This window comes from Afipia sp. GW821-FHT14H12 (assembly GCF_058803465.1).
The window spans coordinates 116,813-137,879 of sequence record NZ_JBXAOZ010000005.1 but is presented as its reverse complement, the minus strand read 5'-3'; the positions used below and the strand labels follow the sequence as shown (position 1 = coordinate 137,879).

Below are 21,067 nucleotides of genomic sequence, written 5' to 3'. Positions count from 1 at the left end.
CGGTTGTCGCCAAGTACTAAGACCTTCTGATCGCACCTGCGATCCGAGGAAAAGGCCGGCGAAAGCCGGCCTTTTTTTGTTGTGTGGAAGAAACGAAAGGCAGAACGCCTGTCAGTTCCTGGCGCGAAACCCTCACAGATCAGTCAGACCAAATGATTCCGGTGATCTGGCAAAGCCGACACTGGAAATTTCCGTCCGTTCTTCCTACGTTCCAGTCACGGCCAACCTCTTATGCCTGACGCGCGATCCGGTTTTGCCCGGCACGGCGTTCTTACTTGTGCCCGGCCCGCTGGAACCGATCATGGACGAAGTCATCAAGGCAAAACAACGTGGACAGGAGGCGAACGCCTCTCGCGCCATCACCATTCGCGGCGCGCGCGAGCACAATCTGAAGAACGTTGACCTCGAGGTGCCCCGCGACAAGCTTGTGGTGTTCACCGGTCTGTCAGGCTCGGGTAAATCCTCCCTCGCCTTCGACACCATCTATGCGGAAGGCCAGCGCCGCTACGTGGAATCGCTGTCGGCCTATGCGCGGCAGTTCCTCGAAATGATGCAGAAGCCGGACGTCGACCAGATCGACGGCCTTTCGCCTGCGATCTCCATCGAGCAGAAAACCACGTCGAAGAACCCGCGCTCGACGGTCGGCACCGTCACCGAAATTTACGACTACATGCGCCTGTTGTGGGCACGGGTCGGTGTTCCCTATTCGCCCGCAACGGGACTGCCGATCGAAAGCCAGACCGTCTCGCAAATGGTGGATCGCGTACTCGCGTTGCCGGAAGGCACGCGGCTTTATCTGCTCGCGCCAGTCGTGCGCGGCCGCAAGGGCGAATACCGCAAGGAACTTGCGGAGTATCTCAAGAAGGGCTTCCAGCGCGTCAAGATCGACGGCTCGTTTCATGAACTCACCGAAGCGCCCGCGCTCGACAAGAAATTCCCGCACGACATCGACGTGGTGGTGGACCGCATCGTGGTGCGCCCCGACATGGCCCAGCGTCTCGCGGAATCGTTCGAGACCGCATTGAAACTTGCCGAGGGCCTCGCGGTGGTCGAATTCGCCGACAAGCCGGCCGCCTCAGACGCCGAGAGCAAGAAGCCCGAGAAAAAAACCGCGAAAATCCACGACAAGAGCGGACCCGAACGGCTGCTGTTCTCGGAAAAATTCGCCTGTCCGGTGTCCGGCTTTACGCTGCCCGAGATCGAGCCGCGGCTGTTTTCCTTCAACAATCCGTATGGCGCGTGTCCCGAATGCGGCGGCCTCGGCATCGAACAGCATATCGACCCTGAACTCATCATCCCGGACAAGGACCTCAGCCTACGCAAGGGCGCGATCGCGCCATGGGCGAAGTCGTCCTCGCCCTATTACATCCAGACGCTGCAGGCGCTCGGCAAGTTCTACAAATTCACACTCGACACCAAGTGGAAGGATCTGCCGAAGAAGACGCAGACCGCCCTGCTCTACGGCTCGGGCGAGGATGCCATCAAGTTCTCCTATGAAGACGGCACCCGCTCCTACGACACCAAGAAGCCGTTCGAAGGTATCATCACCAATATCGAGCGCCGCTTCGCAGAGACCGAAAGCGAATGGGCACGGGAGGAGCTTGGCAAATACTTCGCCGACGTGCCTTGCGCCGGCTGCCACGGCTATCGACTCAAGCCGGAAGCTCTATGCGTCAAGATCGGCGGCAAACACATCGGCGAAATCTCAGAACTGTCGGTAAAGAAAGCCGGCGAATGGTTCGAGACCGTACCAGACCTGCTCAACAAGCAGCAGAATGAGATCGCGGTGCGTATTCTCAAGGAAATCCGCGAGCGCCTGTCGTTCCTGCTTGATGTCGGTCTGAATTATCTCACGCTGTCACGCTCCTCCGGCACGCTGTCCGGCGGCGAAAGCCAGCGCATCCGCCTCGCCTCGCAGATCGGCTCAGGCCTGACCGGCGTTCTCTATGTGCTGGACGAGCCCTCCATCGGCCTGCACCAGCGCGATAATGCGCGCCTTCTCGACACGCTCAAACGCCTGCGCGATCTCGGTAATACCGTTATCGTCGTCGAACACGACGAGGATGCCATCCGCCTCGCCGATCATGTCGTCGACGTCGGCCCCGGCGCAGGCATCAACGGTGGCTATATCGTCGCGCGCGGCACGCCTGTCGAGATCATGAAAAACCCGAACTCACTGACCGGGAAATATCTCACCGGCGAGAAGTACGTGCCGATCCCCGAGCGTCGTCCGCCGAACCACCGGCGGACACTGAAAATCGTGAACGCGCGCGGCAACAATCTCAAGAACATCTCGGCGGAAATCCCGCTCGGCCTGTTTACCTGCGTCACCGGTGTGTCCGGCGGCGGCAAGTCGACGCTGCTACTCGACACGCTCTACAAATCGATCGCACGCAAGCTCAACGGCGCCGCCGACGCCCCCGCGCCGCATGACCGGATCGAGGGGCTGGAACATATCGACAAGATCATCGACATCGATCAATCGCCGATCGGGCGCACGCCGCGCTCCAATCCCGCGACTTACACCGGCGCTTTCACGCCGATCCGCGAATGGTTCGCCGGCCTGCCGGAATCCAAGGCGCGCGGCTACGAACCGGGTCGCTTCTCCTTCAACGTCAAAGGCGGCCGCTGCGAGGCCTGTCAGGGCGACGGCCTCATCAAGATCGAGATGCACTTCTTGCCGGACGTGTACGTCACCTGCGATACCTGCAAGGGCAAACGCTACAACCGCGAGACGCTCGAGGTGATGTTCAAGGGCAAGACCATCGCCGACGTGCTCGACATGACCGTGGACGAGGCGGAGGAATTCTTCCGCGCCGTGCCGCGCATCCGCGAGACGTTCCGTACCCTGCAGCGCGTCGGCCTCGGCTACATCCATGTCGGCCAGCAGGCGACAACGCTGTCCGGCGGTGAGGCGCAGCGCGTCAAGCTCGCCAAGGAGCTCTCAAAGCGCGCCACCGGCCGCACGCTCTACATTCTCGACGAGCCGACCACCGGCCTGCACTTCCACGATGTCGCGAAACTGCTCGAGGTGCTGCACGAACTGGTCGCGCAGGGCAATAGTGTGGTGGTAATCGAGCACAATCTCGAAGTCATCAAGACCGCTGACTGGGTGATCGACCTCGGCCCTGAGGGTGGTGATGGCGGCGGCGAGATCGTCGCATGGGGCCCGCCGGAAGACATCGTGCGCGCGCCGCGCAGCTATACGGGCAAATTCCTGGCACCTGTCCTTGCAAAGGGACAAACCGGCCATCTGTGCGCGAATGGCGAAGCGGCAGAATAAAACAAACCCGTTCAGGCGACCGATCCGATCGATCGCCTGAACACCGAGCCTTCAACCCTGTCACCCGAACAGGGTTTTATTGCCCGTGCCGGGCAAGCTCCCGATCGGACAATTCCCAATCCTGCCATAGCTTCAGCGTGGCGAGCAGGAAGACGGCGCCGCCGAGGGCGGCATGCCAGAACCTCAACATGCCGTCGGTCGAATATCCGAACACGTAAGGCGACATGATCAGCCAGACAGCGAGCGCCATCTCGCAACCTTCCTCCCAGCGCCGCAAGGCGATGTATTCGAGTTGCGAAAGGCCGATGATGAGGATGCCTACGACCGCGGTATTCATCAGGATCAATCCCGGATCGGAGAGTAATCCGAGACCGTAGTTGACCTCCCCGTTCATCCAGGGAGAAACGGCGATCAGGATACCGAGCAGCATCCCGACCCAGTCCTCCCACGTCCGATGGGTGTCGAAGAACCGAGCGCCAGACATGGAAACCTCCTGTTTAAAGAGGCATACGGCGGCGGCCTGAACGAGGCGACTTCAACCATCACGACCGGTCGGCCGCAGGGGTATGTCCACAGAAAACCTATGAAACCCCCGAGACTTTACAAGAGCCGTCCGCCCGGCTTTGTTGTCACAGGATGGCCCTATCCCGATCATTCGAAGCACATTCGATCGATATGAGCCTGTCGGGAACGACCCGAAATCCGCGAAGATTAGATGGGTGAGACAATGGGTGCGGTTCAGGACAATCCCACGGAAGGCCGCTACGAGTTGACCGTCGATGGCCATCTCGCGGCCACCTATTACAAGCTATCGGACGGCGTCATCACATTCGTCCACACCGAAGTGCCGAAGGAACTCGGCGGCCGCGGCATCGGTTCGCAACTGGTGAAAGGCGCACTCGACGATGTGCGCTCAAGGCACCTCAAGGTTATCCCGCAATGTCCATTCGTGAAGGCCTATATCGATAAGCACGCGGATTACGCCGACCTGCTGAAGTAAGCCATCAATTGGCGATAGGAGTACGCACATTCCAGTTCGCGACAATACGACATTGAGCCGCTTCGAGATGGACGTGGATGGCGATGTCGCCTTCGCACGCTACCGCCGCGAGGGCCGCACCATCGTCATTACCCATGTCGAGACTCCTGCCGCGCTGCGTGGACACGGCATCGCGTCACGCCTGATGGGCGGCGTTCTGGAAACGATCCGGCACGAGGGAGAAAAAGTGGTCGCGGCATGCAGTTTCGCCCGCGCCTTTCTCTCCGAACATCCCGAATATTCGGACCTGAAGTCCTGAAGCCGCATAAAAAAGCCCGCCAATGGCGGGCTTTTTGTTCGCTTATCAAAATCAGACGATCTTGATCGACATGTCCGGGAAGCCTGCGATCTTGGCAAGCAGCACATCGCCCTTCACCACCGGGCCGACATTCGCCGGCGTGCCGGAATAGATGATATCACCGGCCTTCAGCTCAAAAGCTTCCGACAGCTTCGAGATCTGCTCGGCGACGCTCCAGATCATCTTGTCGAGATCGGCATCCTGCCGGACTGTGCCGTTCACCGCGAGCGAGATCTCACCCTTGACCGGGTGGCCGACTTTCGCGACCGGATGAATGGGCCCGAGCACGGCAGCATGGTCGAAGCTCTTGCCAATTTCCCACGGCTTCTTCAGCGCGGCCATCTCGTTCTGGAGATCGCGGCGGGTCATGTCGAGGCCAATGGTATAGCCGAACACGCAGTCCAGCGCCTTCTCCGGCGGGATGTTGGTGCCGCCCGATTTCAGCGCGGCGACCAGTTCGACCTCGTGGTGGTAGTTCTTGGTCAGCGACGGATATGGATGGTCGGCCACCTTGCCGGTTGGCACGTTCTGGATCGCGTCGGTCGGCTTCTGGAAGAAGAACGGCGGCTCGCGTGTCGGGTCGGAGCCGCGCTCAATGGCATGGGCGGCGTAGTTGCGGCCAATGCAATAGATGCGGCGAACCGGAAACACCTCGCTCTGGCCCTCGATCGGGATCGTGATCTGCGCCACCTCGAACACCGTTTTCGCGTTCCCCTGCGCCGCCGCCGCCGGGGTGGCCAGCGCCGTACCCGCCAGCGCCACCGCGCTGCCGGCCAAAACCGTGCGTCGATCGATATTTGTCATTTGATTTTCCTTTTGTTTCCCAGCGGGCCGTTCGTCCGGCCTCGTTTGAATGCATTTTCATAGCGCGGCTGCCCGGCTGCCGTCATCTCTAAAAACGCGTTCCATCCGGCCAGTCCGCCTACACATTTCCGTCAACCCAGGCGCCGCGCTCTCAAGCAAAAGGCCCGCTGCGCAAGCGCGGCGGGCCCAAAACAGTCGTGACATGACGTCCGTTACAAACCGTACGTTAGAGGCCGATCAATGCTTGATGTCAGCGGGCAGCTTGCCGCCATTCGCAGCGAGCTTGGTCATCACCTGCTTGTGCAGCCAGATGTTCATCGAAGCCGAATCATTGGTGTCGCCGGTGTAGTTCAATTCCTTGGCGAGCTCCTTGCGCGCGGCAAGGCTGGAGTCGATATCGAGCGCCTTCATCAAGTCGACGATCGAGGTGCGCCATTCGAGCTTCTCGCCCTTGGCCTTCACGGCGGCGTCAAGGATCGGCGCCACGTCAACGGTCTGTGCGGGAGCCGCAGCCGGGGCTGCGCCTCCAGCGGGCTCCGCCGCCTGTGCGCTGGTCGTGCCGAAAATAGCGCCCATGATCTTGGAAAAGATGCTCATGCTGAACTCCTTGCTTGCGATTTGAAACAAAATATCGGCGCCGCGAGCGTCACCTGATGCAAAGTCTGCCTTAAGGTGTGCAGCTTGCCAATACGCCCGTCATCCTTCGGCTATCATGTCAGGCCGATGAAAATTTGAAGACGGTATAAGAATGCGCCCTCTCATTCGGATTCGATTGGAACAAATTCACCGAAGCGTGAGTTTGTTCCTGCTAGGGAAGGTTTAGCCTCCCACATCAGACGCGCGTTGCTTCCGCGTGGTCACGGTCGCGAACATCGCGTCAACCGCCATCGAACGGGAGCCTCTGTCATGTCTTCCAGTTATCCCTCTTCCGGCAACACCCTGCCCGTCCCCGTCTACCCGGCCAACGACTTGCCTGCGGTTCGACGAATTCAGATGTCCGATCTGTCCACCTGCCTGCGGAAAGGCTGGGACGATTTCACCGCGCTGCCATCGCATGCAGTCATCCTCGCTCTGATCTATCCAGTTATCGGCCTCATCGTCGCACGGCTGATCCACGGCTATTCGGTATTGCCCTTGTTATTCCCGCTGGCTGCGGGTTTCGCGCTGCTCGGGCCGTTCGCCGCCATCGGCCTTTACGAACTCAGCCGGCGCCGCGAGGCCGGGCAAAACCCGACGGCATCCGACGCGCTGCACGTTCTGTCATCTCCGTCGCTCGGTGCGATGCTCGCTTTGGGCCTGCTGCTGATGGTGCTGTTTGCGGCGTGGGTCACGACGGCACAGGCCATTTATATCGCCTGCTTCGGCTATGCTCCGGCCGCACGGATACCCGACTTCATCGGCATGGTACTGACCACGCGGCAAGGCTGGACGCTGATCCTCCTCGGCTGCGGCGTGGGCCTCATGTTCGCAATCGTGGCCTTGTGCATCAGCGTCGTCGCGTTTCCGCTGATGCTGGACCGTCATGCCAGCGCGGGACAGGCCATGACGGTTTCCATGAAAGCGGTGGCGGAAAACCCGCAGGTGATGATGGCTTGGGGACTTATTGTCGCAATCCTCTTGGTGCTCGGATCTCTGCCGCTGTTCCTCGGACTTGCGGTCGTTGTGCCCGTGCTCGGCCACGCGACATGGCATCTTTATCGCATGGTCGTCGAACCCGCGACGCAGCCCTACCGGGAGCCGACACAACCGCCGAGAGAAAAGCGCTACGCTGCCGATTTCCCGGTCAACCTGATCTCCTGGCTGCGATAACGGCCGCGAAACAAGGAACGTGGCATGGCGCCATCCGTTGACGGCAAGGGCTGCCAGAAACGGAGTGCGCCATGCAACTGTCCGGAAAGAAAATCGCCATTCTCGCCACCAATGGCTTCGAGCAGTCCGAACTTGAGGTTCCGCTCGCCAAGCTGAAGGCCGCAGGCGCAACCGTCGATGTCGTCTCGCTGCAGCCCGGCGACATCAAGGGATGGGACAAGACTGATTGGGGCCATCCGATTAAGGTCAACAAGACGCTCGATCAAGTCTCGGCCGACGATTACGACGCGCTGGTGCTTCCGGGCGGACAGATCAATCCCGATCTGCTGCGCATCGAGCCCAGGGCGCTCGCCTTTATCAAAAGCATCTACAAGCAGAAGAAGGTGCTGGCCGCGATCTGTCACGCGCCATGGCTCTTGATCGAGGCCGGTCTCATCAAGGGCAAGAAGGTTACATCCTACAAATCGATCAAAACCGATGTGATCAACGCAGGCGGCAAGTGGGAAGATTCCGAAGTGGTGACCGATCAAGGCCTCATCACTTCGCGCAATCCAGGCGACCTCGAGGCGTTCTCGACCAAGATCATCGAGGAAATCCGCGAAGGCAGACACGCACAACGCGCGGCCTGACGCCATTCGCGCCTCACAGCCTTGTCATTCAGGCGTGGTGTCAAATAACTGGGCCCTGCTGCTCGAGCGCCTTTCATCGACACCAGGCACCGCGCACAGAGCATTCCTGCGCCTTGAGGCGCTCTTCAGACGACATCCGTTGGATGGCCTGAAGACGTCCGACTGTTCCCTGAAAGCCGATCCAAAATAACGAGTAAAATCACATGGCTGCTCCCGTAGGCCATGAATTCATATTCAAATTCTGATCCATGATTCACAAATTCATTTACGGTTCATGCATATCTTGCATATGTCACGAAACGCATCGTCTCACAAAAGAGAACGTGAAAGGCATTTCCATTTGTAGAATCATAATAATTTAAGATGACCCATCGGCCACGAACATATATTACCGTTATAGATATGCATTATTCGCTTAGCTGCATCGCAACATTTGCGCTGGTATACCAGGAAAAAAAGATTATTACTCTGTCCATGCAGTCCTCAAGGACTGAACTACAAATCAAAGGTGACTACCATGATCCTCTCTCTCGTTCGCATCATCAAGGCGTTCCGTGACTACAATCGCGCTTACCGCGAGCTTTCGGAGCTCAGCGAGCGCGAGCTGGCCGACATCGGCATTGATCGTGGCGACATCGAGCGCGTCGCTGCGGGTGCCTACCGCAAGGCCGCTTAAGACGCCTCTTAGAGGTTACACTACGAAACACGACGAACGCCCGCCTCAAGCGGGCGTTTGTTGTTTCTGCCCCCTGAATCATGGTCGCTCGTTGCGCTGCCCGCCGACTGGCCTTAGTGCTGAGCCATGATCGATACCCCTTGGATAACCGAGCCCATTCACGTCATCGGCGGCGGCCTGGCTGGCTCCGAAGCCGCTTGGCAGATCGCCGCGCGCGGATGCCGCGTCGTACTGCACGAGATGCGCCCAATCCGCAGCACCGAGGCGCATCGGACCGAGAGTCTCGCCGAACTGGTCTGCTCGAATTCGTTCCGCTCTGACGATGCCGCCAACAACGCTGTCGGCCTGCTCCATGCCGAATTGCGCAAACTGAACTCGCTGATCATGGCCTCTGCAGACGCCCATCAGGTTCCGGCCGGTGGCGCGCTTGCGGTAGACCGCGAGGGCTTTTCGGCCGCCGTCAGTGCCGCGCTGTCCGGTCACCCGCTGATCGAGATCCGGCGCGAGGAGATCGCGGGTCTGCCGCCTGCCGAATGGAGCAATGTGGTGGTCGCGACCGGTCCCCTCACCTCGCCCGCGCTGGCGGATGCCGTTCGCGCATTGAGCGGCGAGGATTCGCTCGCCTTTTTCGATGCCATCGCACCCATCGTGCACCGCGACTCCATCGACATGTCGAAGGCCTGGTTCCAGTCGCGCTACGACAAGGTCGGCCCCGGCGGCAACGGCGCGGACTACATCAACTGCCCGCTGTCGCGCGAGCAATACGAGGCCTTCGTCGCAGCCCTGATCGCTGGCGAAAAGACCGACTTCAAGGAATGGGAAAGCAATACGCCCTATTTTGACGGCTGCCTGCCGATCGAGGTGATGGCCGAACGCGGACCAGAGACATTGCGCCATGGCCCGATGAAGCCGGTCGGCCTCACCAACGCGCATGAGCCTACGGTGAAGCCCTACGCCATCGTCCAGCTTCGCCAGGACAACAAGCTTGGCACGCTCTACAACATCGTCGGCTTCCAGACGAAATTGAAATACGGCGCGCAAACCAACGTGCTGCGTATGATTCCCGGCCTCGAGCAGGCCGAATTCGCACGTCTCGGTGGCCTGCACCGCAATACGTTCCTCAATTCGCCGAAGCTGCTCGATGCCCGATTGCGGCTGCGCGCGCAACCGCGCCTGCGTTTCGCAGGTCAAATGACTGGCTGCGAGGGCTATGTGGAATCGGCGGGCATCGGCCTGCTGGCCGGGTTGTTCGCAGCCCACGAGGCACTCACGCGGCCGATCGCGCCACCGCCCCCGACTACCGCGCTTGGCGCGCTACTCAATCACATCACCGGCGGCCATATCGAGGCGATCGATGCAGGGCCGCGCTCGTTCCAGCCGATGAACATCAATTTCGGACTATTCCCGCCGCTCGCCCAGAACCCGACGAAGAAGGCTGACGGCACGCGGCTGCGCGGGAATGAAAAGACCATCGCCAAGAAACAGGCGATGAGCGCGCGGGCACTGGCCGATCTTGATGTGTGGATCGCGGAGACGTTGAAGGTTACAGACGCGGCCTAACCGCGAAACTCTTCCGACTTGGTTGCCCGCCACAGCGTCCACAACATCCGCAGCCGCGATTGCGGCACCAGCGCGAACGGATTTTGTGCTGGCATGCGTGCGGGATCGAGCGCGCGCCGCACCAGCGCCAGCGGCAAGAACACCCTCTTCGCATCCGCAGGCACCGCAATGAGCAGATGGGCCGCCTTGTCGCGATGGCTTCGCGCCACCTCGGCAAGCACCCTGATTGCAGTCTGCAACTGCGGCGTGGATCGTCCGGCGAAAATATCCGCTTCCTTCACACCCGCTTCGCTCAGCACATCCTGCGGCAGATAAAGCTGCTTGCGCGAGGCATGAAGCGGCAATCCCTCGACTGCCCTGACAATCCCCTGCGCGATGCCGGCATGAAGCGCAGCATGCGCGACCGCCTCGGATGTTCCTCCGAGGATTCGTGCGCTCAGGCTGAACAATCTCCCCGCCGTGTCGTCGCAATAGCGCTCCAACATATCGAGCGACAGCATCGGGTCATCATAGAGATCGAACACCCGCGCATCGACAAGCCGTGACAGCTCGTTGCGTGGCAAATCATGATTGGCCACCGCCGCCATCAACTCGGCTGCGACGGGATTGGCTTCAACGCTGCCGCGCGCGTCACCATCGACCAGATCGCGCCACCATTGCAGGCGGATTTCACCCGGCAGAGGCTGGCTGACGTGATCGCGAATTCGGCGCAGCTCAGTATTGAAAGCGTAAAGCGCCAGCACTGGCCGGCGCGCGCGCGGCGGCATGAACAGCGTTGCCGCATAGCGCTCGAAATCATGATCGCGCACGAGTTGCGCGCAATAGGAAGCGTCGTCCGCGCCGCTCACATCGACCCCGCTCATACCGCGATCAACGCCGCCGCCACGCGGCGGCCTTCGCCCAGCATGATGTTGTAGGTGGTGATGGCGGAGCCGGTCTGCATCGGGTCGAGCACGATTTGAACTGCGTGCAATGCTTCACGTAAAGCGGGATCGGGACGCCAGACGTCGCGGCCCGTGCCCACGATCAGCGTGTCAATCATCCGCGCGTTCTCGAATACACGCGCAAGCGAAGCTTCATCGATCTCACCAGCCTGCGCCACGGACCACGCCCAGATGCCATCCGGCAGGCACAGCAGCGAACCGCGATGCGACATGTCGGCGAAACGGAACCCGCCCTGCCCGTAACCATCGATCGGCGCGGGGCGCGGGAAATGCGGAACCGCTGGCGCGGCCCCGCTCACGGCTTCGAAGACTTGGATGGCTTGGCGGACTTCTCGGGCTTCTCAGGCTTCTCGTCCGGCTCGCCGGTGATTCCCATCCGGTGCGTGCCGACGCCGAGATAGATCAGCATCGGCGCGGCGATGAAGATCGACGTATAGGTGCCGACCAGCACAACACCAAACATCATGGTCGCCGCGAACGAATGGATCGCCTTGCCGCCGAACAATAGCAACGCGAGCAACGCCAGCGTCACCGTGACGTGGGTGATGATCGAGCGCGACAGCGTCGAGTTCACCGACTGGTTCAGCAGGTCTTCCATCGGCATCTTCTTGTAGCGCCGCAGCAACTCGCGGATACGGTCATAGATCACGACCGTGTCGTTGAGCGAGTAGCCGAGAATGGTCAGCAGTGCAGCAATCGAGGTTAGGTCGAAGTCAATTTGCGTGATCGACATGAAGCCGATGGTCAGCACAATGTCGTGGACGTTGGCGACCATCGCGCCCAATGCGAACTGCCACTCGAACCGGAACCAGAGATAAAGCAGGATGCCGACGATCGCGAGCATCAGGCCGAGCGTGCCATAAGCCAGCAGTTCGCCCGAGACGCGCGGGCCGACCACTTCAACACGGCGGTATTCGACCGCATCTCCAAGTGCGCCGCGCACTTTCTGCACCGCCGCCTGTTGCGCGGCATCGCCGCCCGGCTGTTCGGCAATGCGGATCAGGACGTTCTGCGGCCCGCCGAACTGCTGCAACTGTACATCGCCAAGGCCGAGCTTGCCGAGATCGGTGCGCAGCTTGGCGAGATCGGCCGGGCCGGATTTTTCCTGGATTTCAAGCAGCGTGCCGCCCTTGAAGTCGATGCCGAAATTCAGACCATGGGTGAAGTACAGCGTGATCGCGAAGATCGACAGCACCGCTGAGATCGGGAAGCTGAAGCGCCGCAGATCCATAAAATGCAGCGTTGTGTCGTCCGGCACCACGCGCAGTGCGGGAATAACGCCATAGACGCACAACACCGTCAGGATGACGATGAAAACCGCGAGGCCAAGAATAACAAGGTGAGGCATTGTCACGGCGGCAGTTCCTTAAATCGGCACGGTCTGCGGCCGTTTCCATCGCACCCAGGTGGCGACGATCAGGCGCGTGACGGTGAATGCCGTGAACACGGTGGTGACGATGCCGATGCCGAGCGTCACGGCGAAGCCGCGCACCGGGCCCGTGCCGATGTAGAACAGCACTGCGGCAGCGATGAAGGTCGTGATGTTGGAGTCGAGGATGGTCGCGAGCGCACGCGAGAAGCCCGCGTCGATTGCGGAGATCGCGTTGCGGCCGTGGCGCACTTCTTCCCTGATGCGCTCGTAAATCAGCACGTTGGAGTCCACCGCGATGCCGACCGTGAGCACGATGCCGGCGATGCCGGGCAGCGTCAGCGTGGCGTTGAGCAGCGACAGGATGCCGAAGATCATCGCGACGTTGACCGCGACCGCGATGTTGGCGAACAGGCCGAACAGGCGATAGGTCAGCGTCATGAACACGATGACGAGCACCGAGCCGACATATGAGGCAAGTTCACCTGCCGCGATCGAGTCCTGCCCGAGGCCGGGACCGACGGTGCGCTCCTCGATGATTGTCAGCGGCGCAGGCAGTGCACCCGCACGTAACAGGATCGCGAGGTCGTTGGCTTGCTGCACCGTGAAGTTGCCGGAAATCTGGCCCGAGCCGCCAGTGATCGGCTCCTGAATGACCGGCGCAGAAATCACTTCATTGTCGAGAACAATCGCGAAAGGCTGCTTCACATTCTCGGTGGTCGCCTGTGCGAACTTGCGCGCGCCCGTGCCGTTGAAGCGGAACGAGACAACCGGCTGGCCGGTGCGTTGGTCGAAGCTCGGCTGCGCGTCGGTGAGATCTGCACCGGACACCAGCACCTGTTTCTTGACGACATAAGGGGCATGCGGTGGCTCGGCACCCTTCAGCACCTCGGAATCCGGCGGCACCCGGCCCTGCAGCGCCTGCTCGGGCGACACGGTGGTGTCCACCATGCGGAAGTCCATCTTCGCGGTCTTGCCGAGGATTTCCTTCAGTCGCGTCGGGTCCTGCAGACCCGGCACCTGCACGAGCACGCGATCGACGCCCTGGCGCTGGATCAAAGGTTCGACGGTGCCGAGTTCGTTGACGCGCTTTTCAATAATCTGGATCGACTGGTCGACAGCCTGCCGGACGCGGTCGAGAATCGCAGCCTGCGGCACGGTCAGGCGGATCAGACCCCCGCCCGCATCGGACACTTCGAGCGTCCGCTGGCCGGTGCCACCAAGAACGCCGCCGATCGGCTGGGACAGTTCACGCAGTTTCGTGAGCGCAGTCGGAAGATCGGCTTCCTTGACCCTGACCTCGACATTATCGCCCTTGATGCTCAGGCCGGTGTAACCGATCTTGGCTTCGCGCAACGTGCGGCGCGCATCGTCGCGCACCTGATCGAGCTTGTCCTTCTTGACCGAATTGGCGTCGACCTCGAGCAGCAGGTGCGAACCGCCCTGCAAATCGAGGCCGAGCACGAGGCGGCGCTGCGCCCAGGCCGGCCATGTCTTGACGGTCGCCTCCGGGAAGAAGTTCGGCACCGCGCACAGACATACGATCAGAGCCGTAAAAATGACCGCGAGGGCTTTCCATCGGGTAAAGTAAAGCATTCAGTCAACCCGTCAGGTCACAGGAAGGCTTGCGCCAGATTTAGCTGGCGGCTGCCTCTGAAGTCGGCTCGCCCTTCGAGCGGACGGTGGCGATCATCTGCCGCATCTGGCGAATGCGCACGCCGTCAGACACTTCCATCTCGATCTGCTCGTCGTCGACCACCTTGGTCACTTTGCCGACGAGACCGCCATTGGTCACGACGGTGTCGCCGCGGCGGATGTTCTTCACCAGATTGGCGTGCTCCTTGGCCTTGCGCTGCTGGGGGCGCAAGATCAGGAAGTACATGATCACGAAGATCATGGCGAACGGCAGCAGCGACATCAGCATGGAGTTGGTGTCGCCGGCAGCACCGGCAGCCTGGGCGAAGGCAGGAGTGATGAACATACGCAGTATTCCTTGCTGGGCTGACCGGCGGGAAAAGCCGGGCTGAGGCCGTTCGGAGGGGGTAAATTTGCGCGGACTATAGCGGCCAGCGCCCCAATTGCAACGCTGGCCACCCCCATCATTTCCGTGGGTTGCCGGGGTGAGGACGGCTCGCTTAGGGTGCCGCCACAATCAACGGAAACGACCGGAATCATGGCCAAAACCACCCGCAAGACGCCCTCCCGCAAAAGCCGTCCCGCTCGCAAGCCCGCCCCCGCCAAGGGCGACACTCGCAACCGCAAGCCGGTATCGGCCGCGGCAAAGCGGTTAGCGGCAAAACCGGAGGGAATCGAGGAGCGTATCGCCCGGGCGCTGGAGGCCATTGCAGCCGGTCTGCCGAAGTCGAGCGAGGCAGCCTCGACTCCGGAATCGCTGCGGGCGGCGGAGGCCTTCGTCTGGCAGCCAAACGGACGCCTGTTGCCGGTGCCAAAGGTCAGCCGCGTCGACCTCGGCCTTCTGAAAGGCGTCGACCGGATGCGCGACATCCTGATCGAGAACACCGAACGCTTCGCCCGCGGCCTGCCCGCCAACAACGCGCTGTTGTGGGGCGCGCGCGGCATGGGCAAGTCCTCGCTGGTGAAGGCTGCGCACGCGACCGTCAATAATATGGATGGCGTGCGCGGCAGGCTGAAGCTGATCGAAATCCACCGCGAGGACATCGAGAGCCTGCCCGCGCTGATGGCGCTGCTGCGTCAGTCCGAATTCAACATCATCGTGTTCTGCGACGACCTATCCTTCGATGGTCAGGACGCGTCCTACAAGTCGCTCAAGGCGGTGCTTGAAGGCGGCATCGAGGGTCGGCCCGAGAACGTCATTCTCTATGCCACCTCCAACCGCCGCCATCTGCTTGCCCGCGAGATGATCGAGAACGAACGCTCGACCGCGATCAATCCCGGCGAGGCCGTCGAGGAGAAGGTTTCACTGTCGGACCGTTTCGGCCTGTGGCTCGGCTTCCACAAATGCAGCCAGGAAGAATATCTGGAGATGGTGAAAGGCTACTGCGCCCATTTCGGCGTGAACCTGCCCGCAGACGAACTTGAGCGCGAGGCGCTGGAGTGGTCCACCACCCGTGGCTCGCGGTCGGGCCGTGTCGCCTGGCAATTCGTGCAGGAAATGGCCGGACGCCACCGCGTCAAGCTGGCCAAGTAATTTCAGGATAAGTGATTTCAGAGAGTGACGTTCTCAGAGCCCGGAGCGGATGGCGCTCCGGGGCTGACAAATCAGAAGAAAGCCTGCCTCTACAGCAGGTCGCCGTTGCGGGCCTGGGTCGGCCCCATCGGTACGCAGGTGCGCTGACGTTCCCGTCCCGCGATCGCACCCCTGACCCGCATCACCATGCCGGCCCCGCACGTCTTGGTATCGACGAGCACCGAGACATAGGGCGGAAGAACCAGCGGTTCGCGTTTCAGGAAGGTCGGTTCAGCGGACGCAGGCGCGGCAAACGCCGCAGCCAGAATGAGCAAAGCCACGATACGCATGACATTTTCCTCAACCAACAGACGCAACAAGCACGACTGCCGGAACTCGTTCCGAGCGGAGCGAAATAAATCCCAGACCGGATGAATACGCAACACCGTCGTTAGACGCTGCCGGGACGTGGCGTCTTTTACCCCGCTGCCGAGGTGTGTCCGGTGTTGCCCGCCGATATACAGGTGAGCGGTGAAGAAAAGGTGACGCATCCGGAGGGTGCGTCACCTTTGCATCAAGTCGAAAAAGAAACGGCGCCGATCAGGCGCCGTTGAGGAATTGAAGCGGGTCGACGGGTGAAGACCCTTTTCGGATCTCGAAGTGGAGCTGCGGGGACCCCACATCTCCCGTCTGACCAGATTTGGCAATCACCTGGCCGCGCTTGATAGTATCTCCGCGCTTGACCTCCAGCTCACTCGCGTGGGCATACGCGGTGACATAGCCGTTGGCATGCCGCACCAGGATAAGATTGCCGTATCCCTTGAGTTCATTGCCCGCGTAAGCGACGACACCATCCTCAGCCGCCTTGACGGGTGTGCCTTCCGGCACCGCGACATTGATGCCGTCATTCTGCTTGCCATTGGTCTTGGCGCCGTAACCGGCAATCACACGGCCGCGCACCGGCCAGCGGAAGGTCGGCAAGGCATTGGTGGCCTCGGCGGTCTTCACCGAAGACTGGGCATGGGCCTGTTCGATTTCCTTGGTCTCGGTCGCCATCCTTGCCTTTTGCACCGGCTCGGCGGCGGCAGTCACCACGGGCTTCGTCGTGACGGGCGACGACTGTGGGGCCGCCACCACGGTAGGACGAGTTGCCTGCGGCGCCGGTTGCGCGACGGCCAGCGTTTTCGACGACGACGGAACGGTGATGCGATCGCCGATCTTGAGCTGCGCCGTGACCGGGAGATTGTTCGCCCGCGCCAGTTCCTGGACGGAGATGTGATTGCGGCGCGAGATGTTCATCAACGTGTCGCCGGCAGCAGCGACGTGCACGCTCGACGGCATCGTGGCGGCGCGGGTCGCGGGCGCATGCGAAAGAGCCGGCGCTTCCGCGCGAGCGGCATGCCTCGGAATGATGAGGGACTGTCCGGGCGAAAGCGCACGTGGGCCATGATAGCCGTTAGCGCGCATGATCTCCGCGGTCGAAACATTATAGCGGCGCGCGAGCCCATCGAGGGTGTCGCTGGTGCCGACGATAATCTTCATGCCGCCTTCACGCGGCGTCACGCTGCCGGTGTGCTCGATCGGGTTCGAGGCCGGAGGCGCGTAGGACGACATGCCGCGCCCGCCGCCCGACGTCCCCTGCGCTACCGGATATGACAGCGGCGCCGACACCACGGGCGCCGTCGCCGGACGCGAATATTGCGGCAGCTCGCGCTGGGCATAATTGTTCTGACGCACCGAACCGGTCGTTTCCGACCGCTGCGAGGCGAAAGGATTCTGGAAGGAGTTGTCCGAGAAGCGCGAGTCGTAATCCGCGCTACATCCGCCAAAGCTGACGGAGACCAGCGCCATCACCGCAAGAGACGGAGCGCGGCGCGCGCCTAACAAATCGAGAAGACGGGGCATGGTTACTCACTGGTACGCAACTGGCACTAAATTGAGTAAACAGCCGTGCAGTAAATAACCCTTTAAGCATCGCGCATGCCCTTGAACACAAAGGGGTAGCGGGAATTTATGGTTACTATTTTCGTAGCAAGCCGGGTTCCAGCCTCACAGCTCTTTCGCAAGTCCCCTGAGCGCGGGAACGAAGCGCACCGGGATCAGATCATCGCGCACGATCCCCGCCTCGGTCTTGCGTAGCCGCACGAGTTGCTGCGCGCCATTCTGCGGACCGACCGGCGCAATCAGAATACCGCCCGGCTCCAGCCGCTCCGTCAACGAGTCCGGAATTGCATCCATTGCCGCCGTCACGAGGATGCGGTCGAAAGTGCCCTGCGTCTCCGGTACGTCGTATCCGTCGCCGAACACGACCTCGATGTTGTCGTAACCGAGTGATGCGAAGCGTCGCCGCGCCGCATCCACCAGCGTGCGATAACGCTCCACCGTCACGACAATCCGGCACAGGCGCGACAGCACCGCCGCCTGATAGCCGGAACCGGTGCCAATCTCGAGCGCGCGGTGTCGCGGATGCGTCCGCAACTGTTCCGTCATGTAGGCGACAACGTAAGGCTGGCTGATGGTCTGGCCGCAGGCGATGCCAAGAGCGGTGTCCGCGTAGGCAAATTCCTTGTCGCGCGGATCGACAAATAGATCACGCGGCACGTCTTCCAGCGCGCGCAGCACCGTCTGGTCGCTGATCCCGCGCCGCCGCAAAGATAGCTGAAAGTTGAGCTTCTCCCGCCCAGATTGCCCTGACGCTGCCATCATCTTCCATCCGATAAACATAAGTTATATCGGATTCTCCGTCAGTAATGGTTTTTGCCTACTTTCCATTTAGCCAATGGAACAAGAACAGGTGACGAACTGCTGAAACCCTCTTATGATCCCGCCCGCGGATCGTACCGGTCCGGCAGGCGGGGATGGAATGGCGAGCAGCGGCGAACGGCGTCGATCTGTGTTCCTGGTCGAAGACGAAGTCATGATCAGGATGATGGTCTCCGACATGCTCGAGGAACTCGGCTATCATGTCGCCGCCGAGGCAGGCGATATCGATGAAGCTGTGCGTCTCGTTCAGTGCACCAATTTCGACATCGCCATTCTCGACGTCAACGTCAACGGCAAGGTGATCTCTCCGGTCGCCGAAGCCGTGCAGATGCGCAATCGTCCGTTCGTATTCGCCACCGGCTATGGCGTGCAGGGATTGCCGGAAAAATTCCGCGACCGCCCTGCGCTTCAGAAGCCATTCCAGATGGAAACGCTGGCGAAGATGATCGAGGTCACGCTGCGCGGCGAAGCCGCGTAACTTCAGAACAACGTCTTCAATTCTTCCGCGAACATGACATCGGTGCGGTCGAGCCGAAGCGGCGTGACCGAAACGTAGTTGTCATCGAGCGCGGCCAGATCCGTGCCCTCACCCGGCGGGTCGATTTTCTCGAAAGCCTGGAAGCCAATCCAGTAATACGGATTGCCGCGACCGTCCTCGCGCCCATCGATGCGCAAAAACCCCTGATTGCGCTTGCCCTGCCGCGCCACCACGATGCCCTTCACTTCCTCAGGGCGGCAGGCAGGGAAGTTGATGTTGATGACGGTATCGTGCGGCACGCCGAGCTTCATCACCTTGCGGATGATGTCGGCGCCATAAGCGCGCGCAACGTCCCACATCGGCTTGTTGCGGTTTTCCCGTCCGCCGAATTCCTGCGACAACGCGAATGACGGCAGACCGAGAATGGTGCCTTCCAGCGCGCCCGCAATGGTGCCCGAATAGACAACGTCCTCCGCGACATTGCGCCCCTTGTTGACGCCGGAGATCACCACATCCGGCCAGCCCGGCAGCACATGGCGCGAGCCCATGATGACGCAATCGGTCGGCGTGCCATGCACCGCGAAATGCCGGTCGTCGATCTCGCGCAACCGCAGCGGATCGTTCAACGACAGCGAATGCGACACGCCTGACTGATCGAGCTCGGGAGCCACGATCCAGACATCGTCCGACAATTGCCGTGCGATCTCCTCATTGACCTTGATGCCCGGCGCGTGAATGCCGTCGTCGTTCGTGCAGAGAATGCGCATCGTCTCAATTATCCTTCGCGATCACCTTCAGACCGCCCATGTAAGGCTGCAGCACGTCCGGTACCGTGATCGAACCGTCCTCCTGCTGATAGGTCTCCATCACCGCGATCAGCGCGCGGCCGACCGCCGTGCCCGAGCCGTTCAGCGTGTGCACGAAGCGCGGCTTGTTGTCGGACCCGCGATAGCGCGCATCCATGCGCCGCGCCTGAAAATCGCCGCACACCGAGCAGGATGAGATTTCGCGGTACATGCCGTTCTCGCCTTGCCCCGGCATCCAGACTTCGATGTCGTAGGTCTTTTGTGACGCGAAGCCCATGTCGCCGGTGCACAGCGTCATCACGCGGTAATGCAGGCCGAGACGCTTCAGCACTTCTTCCGCGCACGACAACATGCGCTCGTGCTCGTTCTTCGACTCTTCCGGCGTCGTGATCGAGACGAGTTCGACCTTGGTGAACTGGTGCTGGCGGATCATGCCGCGCGTATCACGTCCCGCAGCACCTGCTTCCGCGCGGAAGCACGGCGTCAGCGCTGTGAGGCGCATCGGCAGTTCTTTTTCGTCGAGAATGGATTCACGAACGAGATTTGTCAGCGGCACTTCGGCAGTGGGGATGAGCCAACGTCTTGCACTTCTCATCAAATTTTCACGAGCTAAAGCCATCCCCATTCTCAGATAGCTCTTCATTAATTTCCGTTCTGCATCTGATCGGGCAACTTTGTCGACCTTACCTAACCGCTCGTCAGCCTCTTTCCGAATCCGTTTATACTCTCTCAGAGCGACTTTCGTTGGCACCGCTCCGAGAGCAAAAAACTGATCTTCAGCGAACTTCGGCAACTGAGCGGTCCCGAACATCGCATTGTCGCGCACCAATAGCGGCGGATTGACTTCGGTGTACCCATGATCGCCGGTGTGCACATCGAGAAAAAACTGACCGATGGCTCGTTCGAGGCGCGCCAATCCCCTTTTCAGAACGACGAAACGCGCACCGGACAGCTTCGCCGCCGTCTCGAAGTCCATGAAGCCGAGGGTTTCGCCGAGCTCCACATGTTCCTTCGGCTTGAACGCATAGCTGCGCGCCTCACCATAAACGTGGTGCTGCACGTTACCGTGTTCATCGGCGCCATCCGGCACCTCGTCGAGCGGCAGGTTCGGAATTCCAGCAAGCACAACATGCAATTTGGTCTCAAGTTCTCTCGGTGTCTTCTCCAACTCGGGTATGATGGCCTTGAGCTGCGTAACCTCAATCATCAGGTCTTCAGCGCGGGCGTCATCTTTTTTCTTTTTCGCTTCTCCGATCTCCTTTGAAGCAGCGTTACGACGAGCTAATGCTCGTTCCAGATGACCAATCGCTACACGTCGCTGTTCATCAATCGCTAGCAATGCTTCCGCCATTGGCTCGAGGCCCCGGCGCTTCAGGGCCGCATCAAAGGCGGCAGGATTGTCGCGAATGGATCGAATGTCATGCATGGCGGATATCCGTCGCAGGCCGGAAGTGGCCGCGG

The 21,067-nt window shown here is 60.9% G+C and carries 22 protein-coding genes; 9 read left to right on the top strand and 13 right to left on the bottom strand.

The window, feature by feature from the left end; translation table 11 throughout:
- Nucleotides 1-301 precede the first annotated feature (301 nt).
- Nucleotides 302-3,283: an excinuclease ABC subunit UvrA gene (gene uvrA / locus AC1RNA_RS17165; RefSeq protein WP_048756947.1), complete on the top strand. Its 2,982-nt coding sequence runs from the start codon at nt 302-304 to the stop codon at nt 3,281-3,283.
- Nucleotides 3,284-3,359: 76 nt separating this feature from the next.
- On the opposite strand, the gene AC1RNA_RS17160 is transcribed toward uvrA, so the two are convergent.
- Nucleotides 3,360-3,767 carry an SPW repeat protein gene (locus tag AC1RNA_RS17160; protein ID WP_009340658.1) on the bottom strand — a complete coding sequence of 136 codons (408 nt, stop codon included), beginning with the start codon at nt 3,765-3,767 and terminating at the stop codon, nt 3,360-3,362.
- A gap of 243 nt (nt 3,768-4,010) precedes the next feature.
- On the opposite strand from AC1RNA_RS17160, the gene AC1RNA_RS17155 reads away from it, so the two are divergent.
- Together AC1RNA_RS17155 and AC1RNA_RS17150 are read left to right on the top strand one after the other, a co-directional pair.
- Nucleotides 4,011-4,283 carry a GNAT family N-acetyltransferase gene (locus AC1RNA_RS17155; protein WP_492951868.1) on the top strand — a complete coding sequence of 91 codons (273 nt, stop codon included), beginning with the start codon at nt 4,011-4,013 and terminating at the stop codon, nt 4,281-4,283.
- Between the two features lie 67 nt (nt 4,284-4,350).
- Nucleotides 4,351-4,581 (top strand): GNAT family N-acetyltransferase, encoded by a 231-nt coding sequence (locus tag AC1RNA_RS17150; RefSeq protein WP_492951867.1) that lies wholly within the window; start codon nt 4,351-4,353, stop codon nt 4,579-4,581.
- Nucleotides 4,582-4,632: 51 nt separating this feature from the next.
- Here AC1RNA_RS17150 and AC1RNA_RS17145 read toward each other — a convergent pair whose 3' ends face one another.
- Both AC1RNA_RS17145 and AC1RNA_RS17140 read right to left on the bottom strand, forming a co-directional pair.
- Nucleotides 4,633-5,424, bottom strand: coding sequence for a fumarylacetoacetate hydrolase family protein (locus AC1RNA_RS17145; protein WP_492951861.1), 792 nt, complete (start codon nt 5,422-5,424; stop codon nt 4,633-4,635).
- 237 nt (nt 5,425-5,661) lie between these two features.
- Entirely contained in the window at nt 5,662-6,021 is a 360-nt protein-coding gene (locus AC1RNA_RS17140) for a DUF3597 domain-containing protein (RefSeq protein WP_009340662.1), read from the bottom strand.
- 309 nt (nt 6,022-6,330) lie between these two features.
- Between AC1RNA_RS17140 and AC1RNA_RS17135 the strand changes: the two genes are divergently transcribed.
- From AC1RNA_RS17135 to trmFO, 4 genes are all read left to right on the top strand, one after another.
- Complete coding sequence (locus AC1RNA_RS17135; RefSeq protein WP_492951860.1) at nt 6,331-7,233, top strand: DUF2189 domain-containing protein; 903 nt, start codon at nt 6,331-6,333, stop codon at nt 7,231-7,233.
- A gap of 71 nt (nt 7,234-7,304) precedes the next feature.
- Nucleotides 7,305-7,862, top strand: a complete 558-nt coding sequence (locus AC1RNA_RS17130; protein WP_009340664.1) for a type 1 glutamine amidotransferase domain-containing protein — start codon at nt 7,305-7,307, stop codon at nt 7,860-7,862.
- A gap of 517 nt (nt 7,863-8,379) precedes the next feature.
- On the top strand, nt 8,380-8,538 hold the full coding sequence (locus AC1RNA_RS17125) for a DUF1127 domain-containing protein (RefSeq protein ID WP_002715731.1): 159 nt from the start codon (nt 8,380-8,382) through the stop codon (nt 8,536-8,538).
- Nucleotides 8,539-8,664: 126 nt separating this feature from the next.
- Nucleotides 8,665-10,098 (top strand): methylenetetrahydrofolate--tRNA-(uracil(54)-C(5))-methyltransferase (FADH(2)-oxidizing) TrmFO, encoded by a 1,434-nt coding sequence (gene trmFO, locus AC1RNA_RS17120; protein WP_492951859.1) that lies wholly within the window; start codon nt 8,665-8,667, stop codon nt 10,096-10,098.
- On the opposite strand, the gene AC1RNA_RS17115 is transcribed toward trmFO, so the two are convergent.
- Genes AC1RNA_RS17115 through yajC form a run of 5 tightly spaced genes read right to left on the bottom strand, consistent with a single transcriptional unit; the run spans nt 10,095 to nt 14,392 of the window.
- Nucleotides 10,095-10,961, bottom strand: coding sequence for a phytoene/squalene synthase family protein (locus AC1RNA_RS17115; protein WP_492951858.1), 867 nt, complete (start codon nt 10,959-10,961; stop codon nt 10,095-10,097). The two genes, trmFO and AC1RNA_RS17115, sit on opposite strands and share 4 nt — an antisense overlap.
- A complete protein-coding gene (locus tag AC1RNA_RS17110) occupies nt 10,958-11,341 on the bottom strand; it encodes an Mth938-like domain-containing protein (protein ID WP_492951857.1) in 384 nt (127 codons plus the stop codon). Before AC1RNA_RS17110 ends, AC1RNA_RS17115 begins: the two co-directional genes overlap by 4 nt.
- Nucleotides 11,338-12,390: a protein translocase subunit SecF gene (secF, locus tag AC1RNA_RS17105; protein WP_197083244.1), complete on the bottom strand. Its 1,053-nt coding sequence runs from the start codon at nt 12,388-12,390 to the stop codon at nt 11,338-11,340. Before secF ends, AC1RNA_RS17110 begins: the two co-directional genes overlap by 4 nt.
- An 18-nt stretch (nt 12,391-12,408) precedes the next feature.
- Entirely contained in the window at nt 12,409-14,007 is a 1,599-nt protein-coding gene (gene secD / locus AC1RNA_RS17100; RefSeq protein WP_492951856.1) for a protein translocase subunit SecD, read from the bottom strand.
- A gap of 40 nt (nt 14,008-14,047) precedes the next feature.
- Nucleotides 14,048-14,392 (bottom strand): preprotein translocase subunit YajC, encoded by a 345-nt coding sequence (gene yajC / locus AC1RNA_RS17095; RefSeq protein WP_048756011.1) that lies wholly within the window; start codon nt 14,390-14,392, stop codon nt 14,048-14,050.
- A 192-nt stretch (nt 14,393-14,584) separates the two neighbouring features.
- On the opposite strand from yajC, the gene AC1RNA_RS17090 reads away from it, so the two are divergent.
- On the top strand, nt 14,585-15,580 hold the full coding sequence (locus AC1RNA_RS17090; RefSeq protein WP_492951855.1) for an ATP-binding protein: 996 nt from the start codon (nt 14,585-14,587) through the stop codon (nt 15,578-15,580).
- 89 nt (nt 15,581-15,669) lie between these two features.
- On the opposite strand, the gene AC1RNA_RS17085 is transcribed toward AC1RNA_RS17090, so the two are convergent.
- The 3 genes from AC1RNA_RS17085 to AC1RNA_RS17075 all read right to left on the bottom strand — a co-directional run bounded on the left by AC1RNA_RS17085 (nt 15,670) and on the right by AC1RNA_RS17075 (nt 18,262).
- Entirely contained in the window at nt 15,670-15,909 is a 240-nt protein-coding gene (locus AC1RNA_RS17085; protein ID WP_009340672.1) for a hypothetical protein, read from the bottom strand.
- A gap of 250 nt (nt 15,910-16,159) precedes the next feature.
- Nucleotides 16,160-17,464, bottom strand: coding sequence for a peptidoglycan DD-metalloendopeptidase family protein (locus AC1RNA_RS17080; protein WP_492951854.1), 1,305 nt, complete (start codon nt 17,462-17,464; stop codon nt 16,160-16,162).
- A 144-nt stretch (nt 17,465-17,608) separates the two neighbouring features.
- Entirely contained in the window at nt 17,609-18,262 is a 654-nt protein-coding gene (locus AC1RNA_RS17075; protein ID WP_009340674.1) for a protein-L-isoaspartate(D-aspartate) O-methyltransferase, read from the bottom strand.
- Nucleotides 18,263-18,422: 160 nt separating this feature from the next.
- Here AC1RNA_RS17075 and AC1RNA_RS17070 point away from each other — a divergent pair, with 160 nt between their 5' ends.
- Nucleotides 18,423-18,800 carry a response regulator gene (locus AC1RNA_RS17070; protein ID WP_009340675.1) on the top strand — a complete coding sequence of 126 codons (378 nt, stop codon included), beginning with the start codon at nt 18,423-18,425 and terminating at the stop codon, nt 18,798-18,800.
- Between the two features lie 2 nt (nt 18,801-18,802).
- Here the strand turns inward: AC1RNA_RS17070 and surE are convergent, their stop codons facing one another.
- The gene (surE, locus tag AC1RNA_RS17065; protein WP_492951853.1) at nt 18,803-19,567 is read right to left on the bottom strand and encodes a 5'/3'-nucleotidase SurE; all 765 of its coding nucleotides are present in this window, start codon (nt 19,565-19,567) and stop codon (nt 18,803-18,805) included.
- A 4-nt stretch (nt 19,568-19,571) separates the two neighbouring features.
- Nucleotides 19,572-21,032: a serine--tRNA ligase gene (gene serS, locus AC1RNA_RS17060; RefSeq protein ID WP_492951852.1), complete on the bottom strand. Its 1,461-nt coding sequence runs from the start codon at nt 21,030-21,032 to the stop codon at nt 19,572-19,574.
- Nucleotides 21,033-21,067 lie beyond the last annotated feature (35 nt).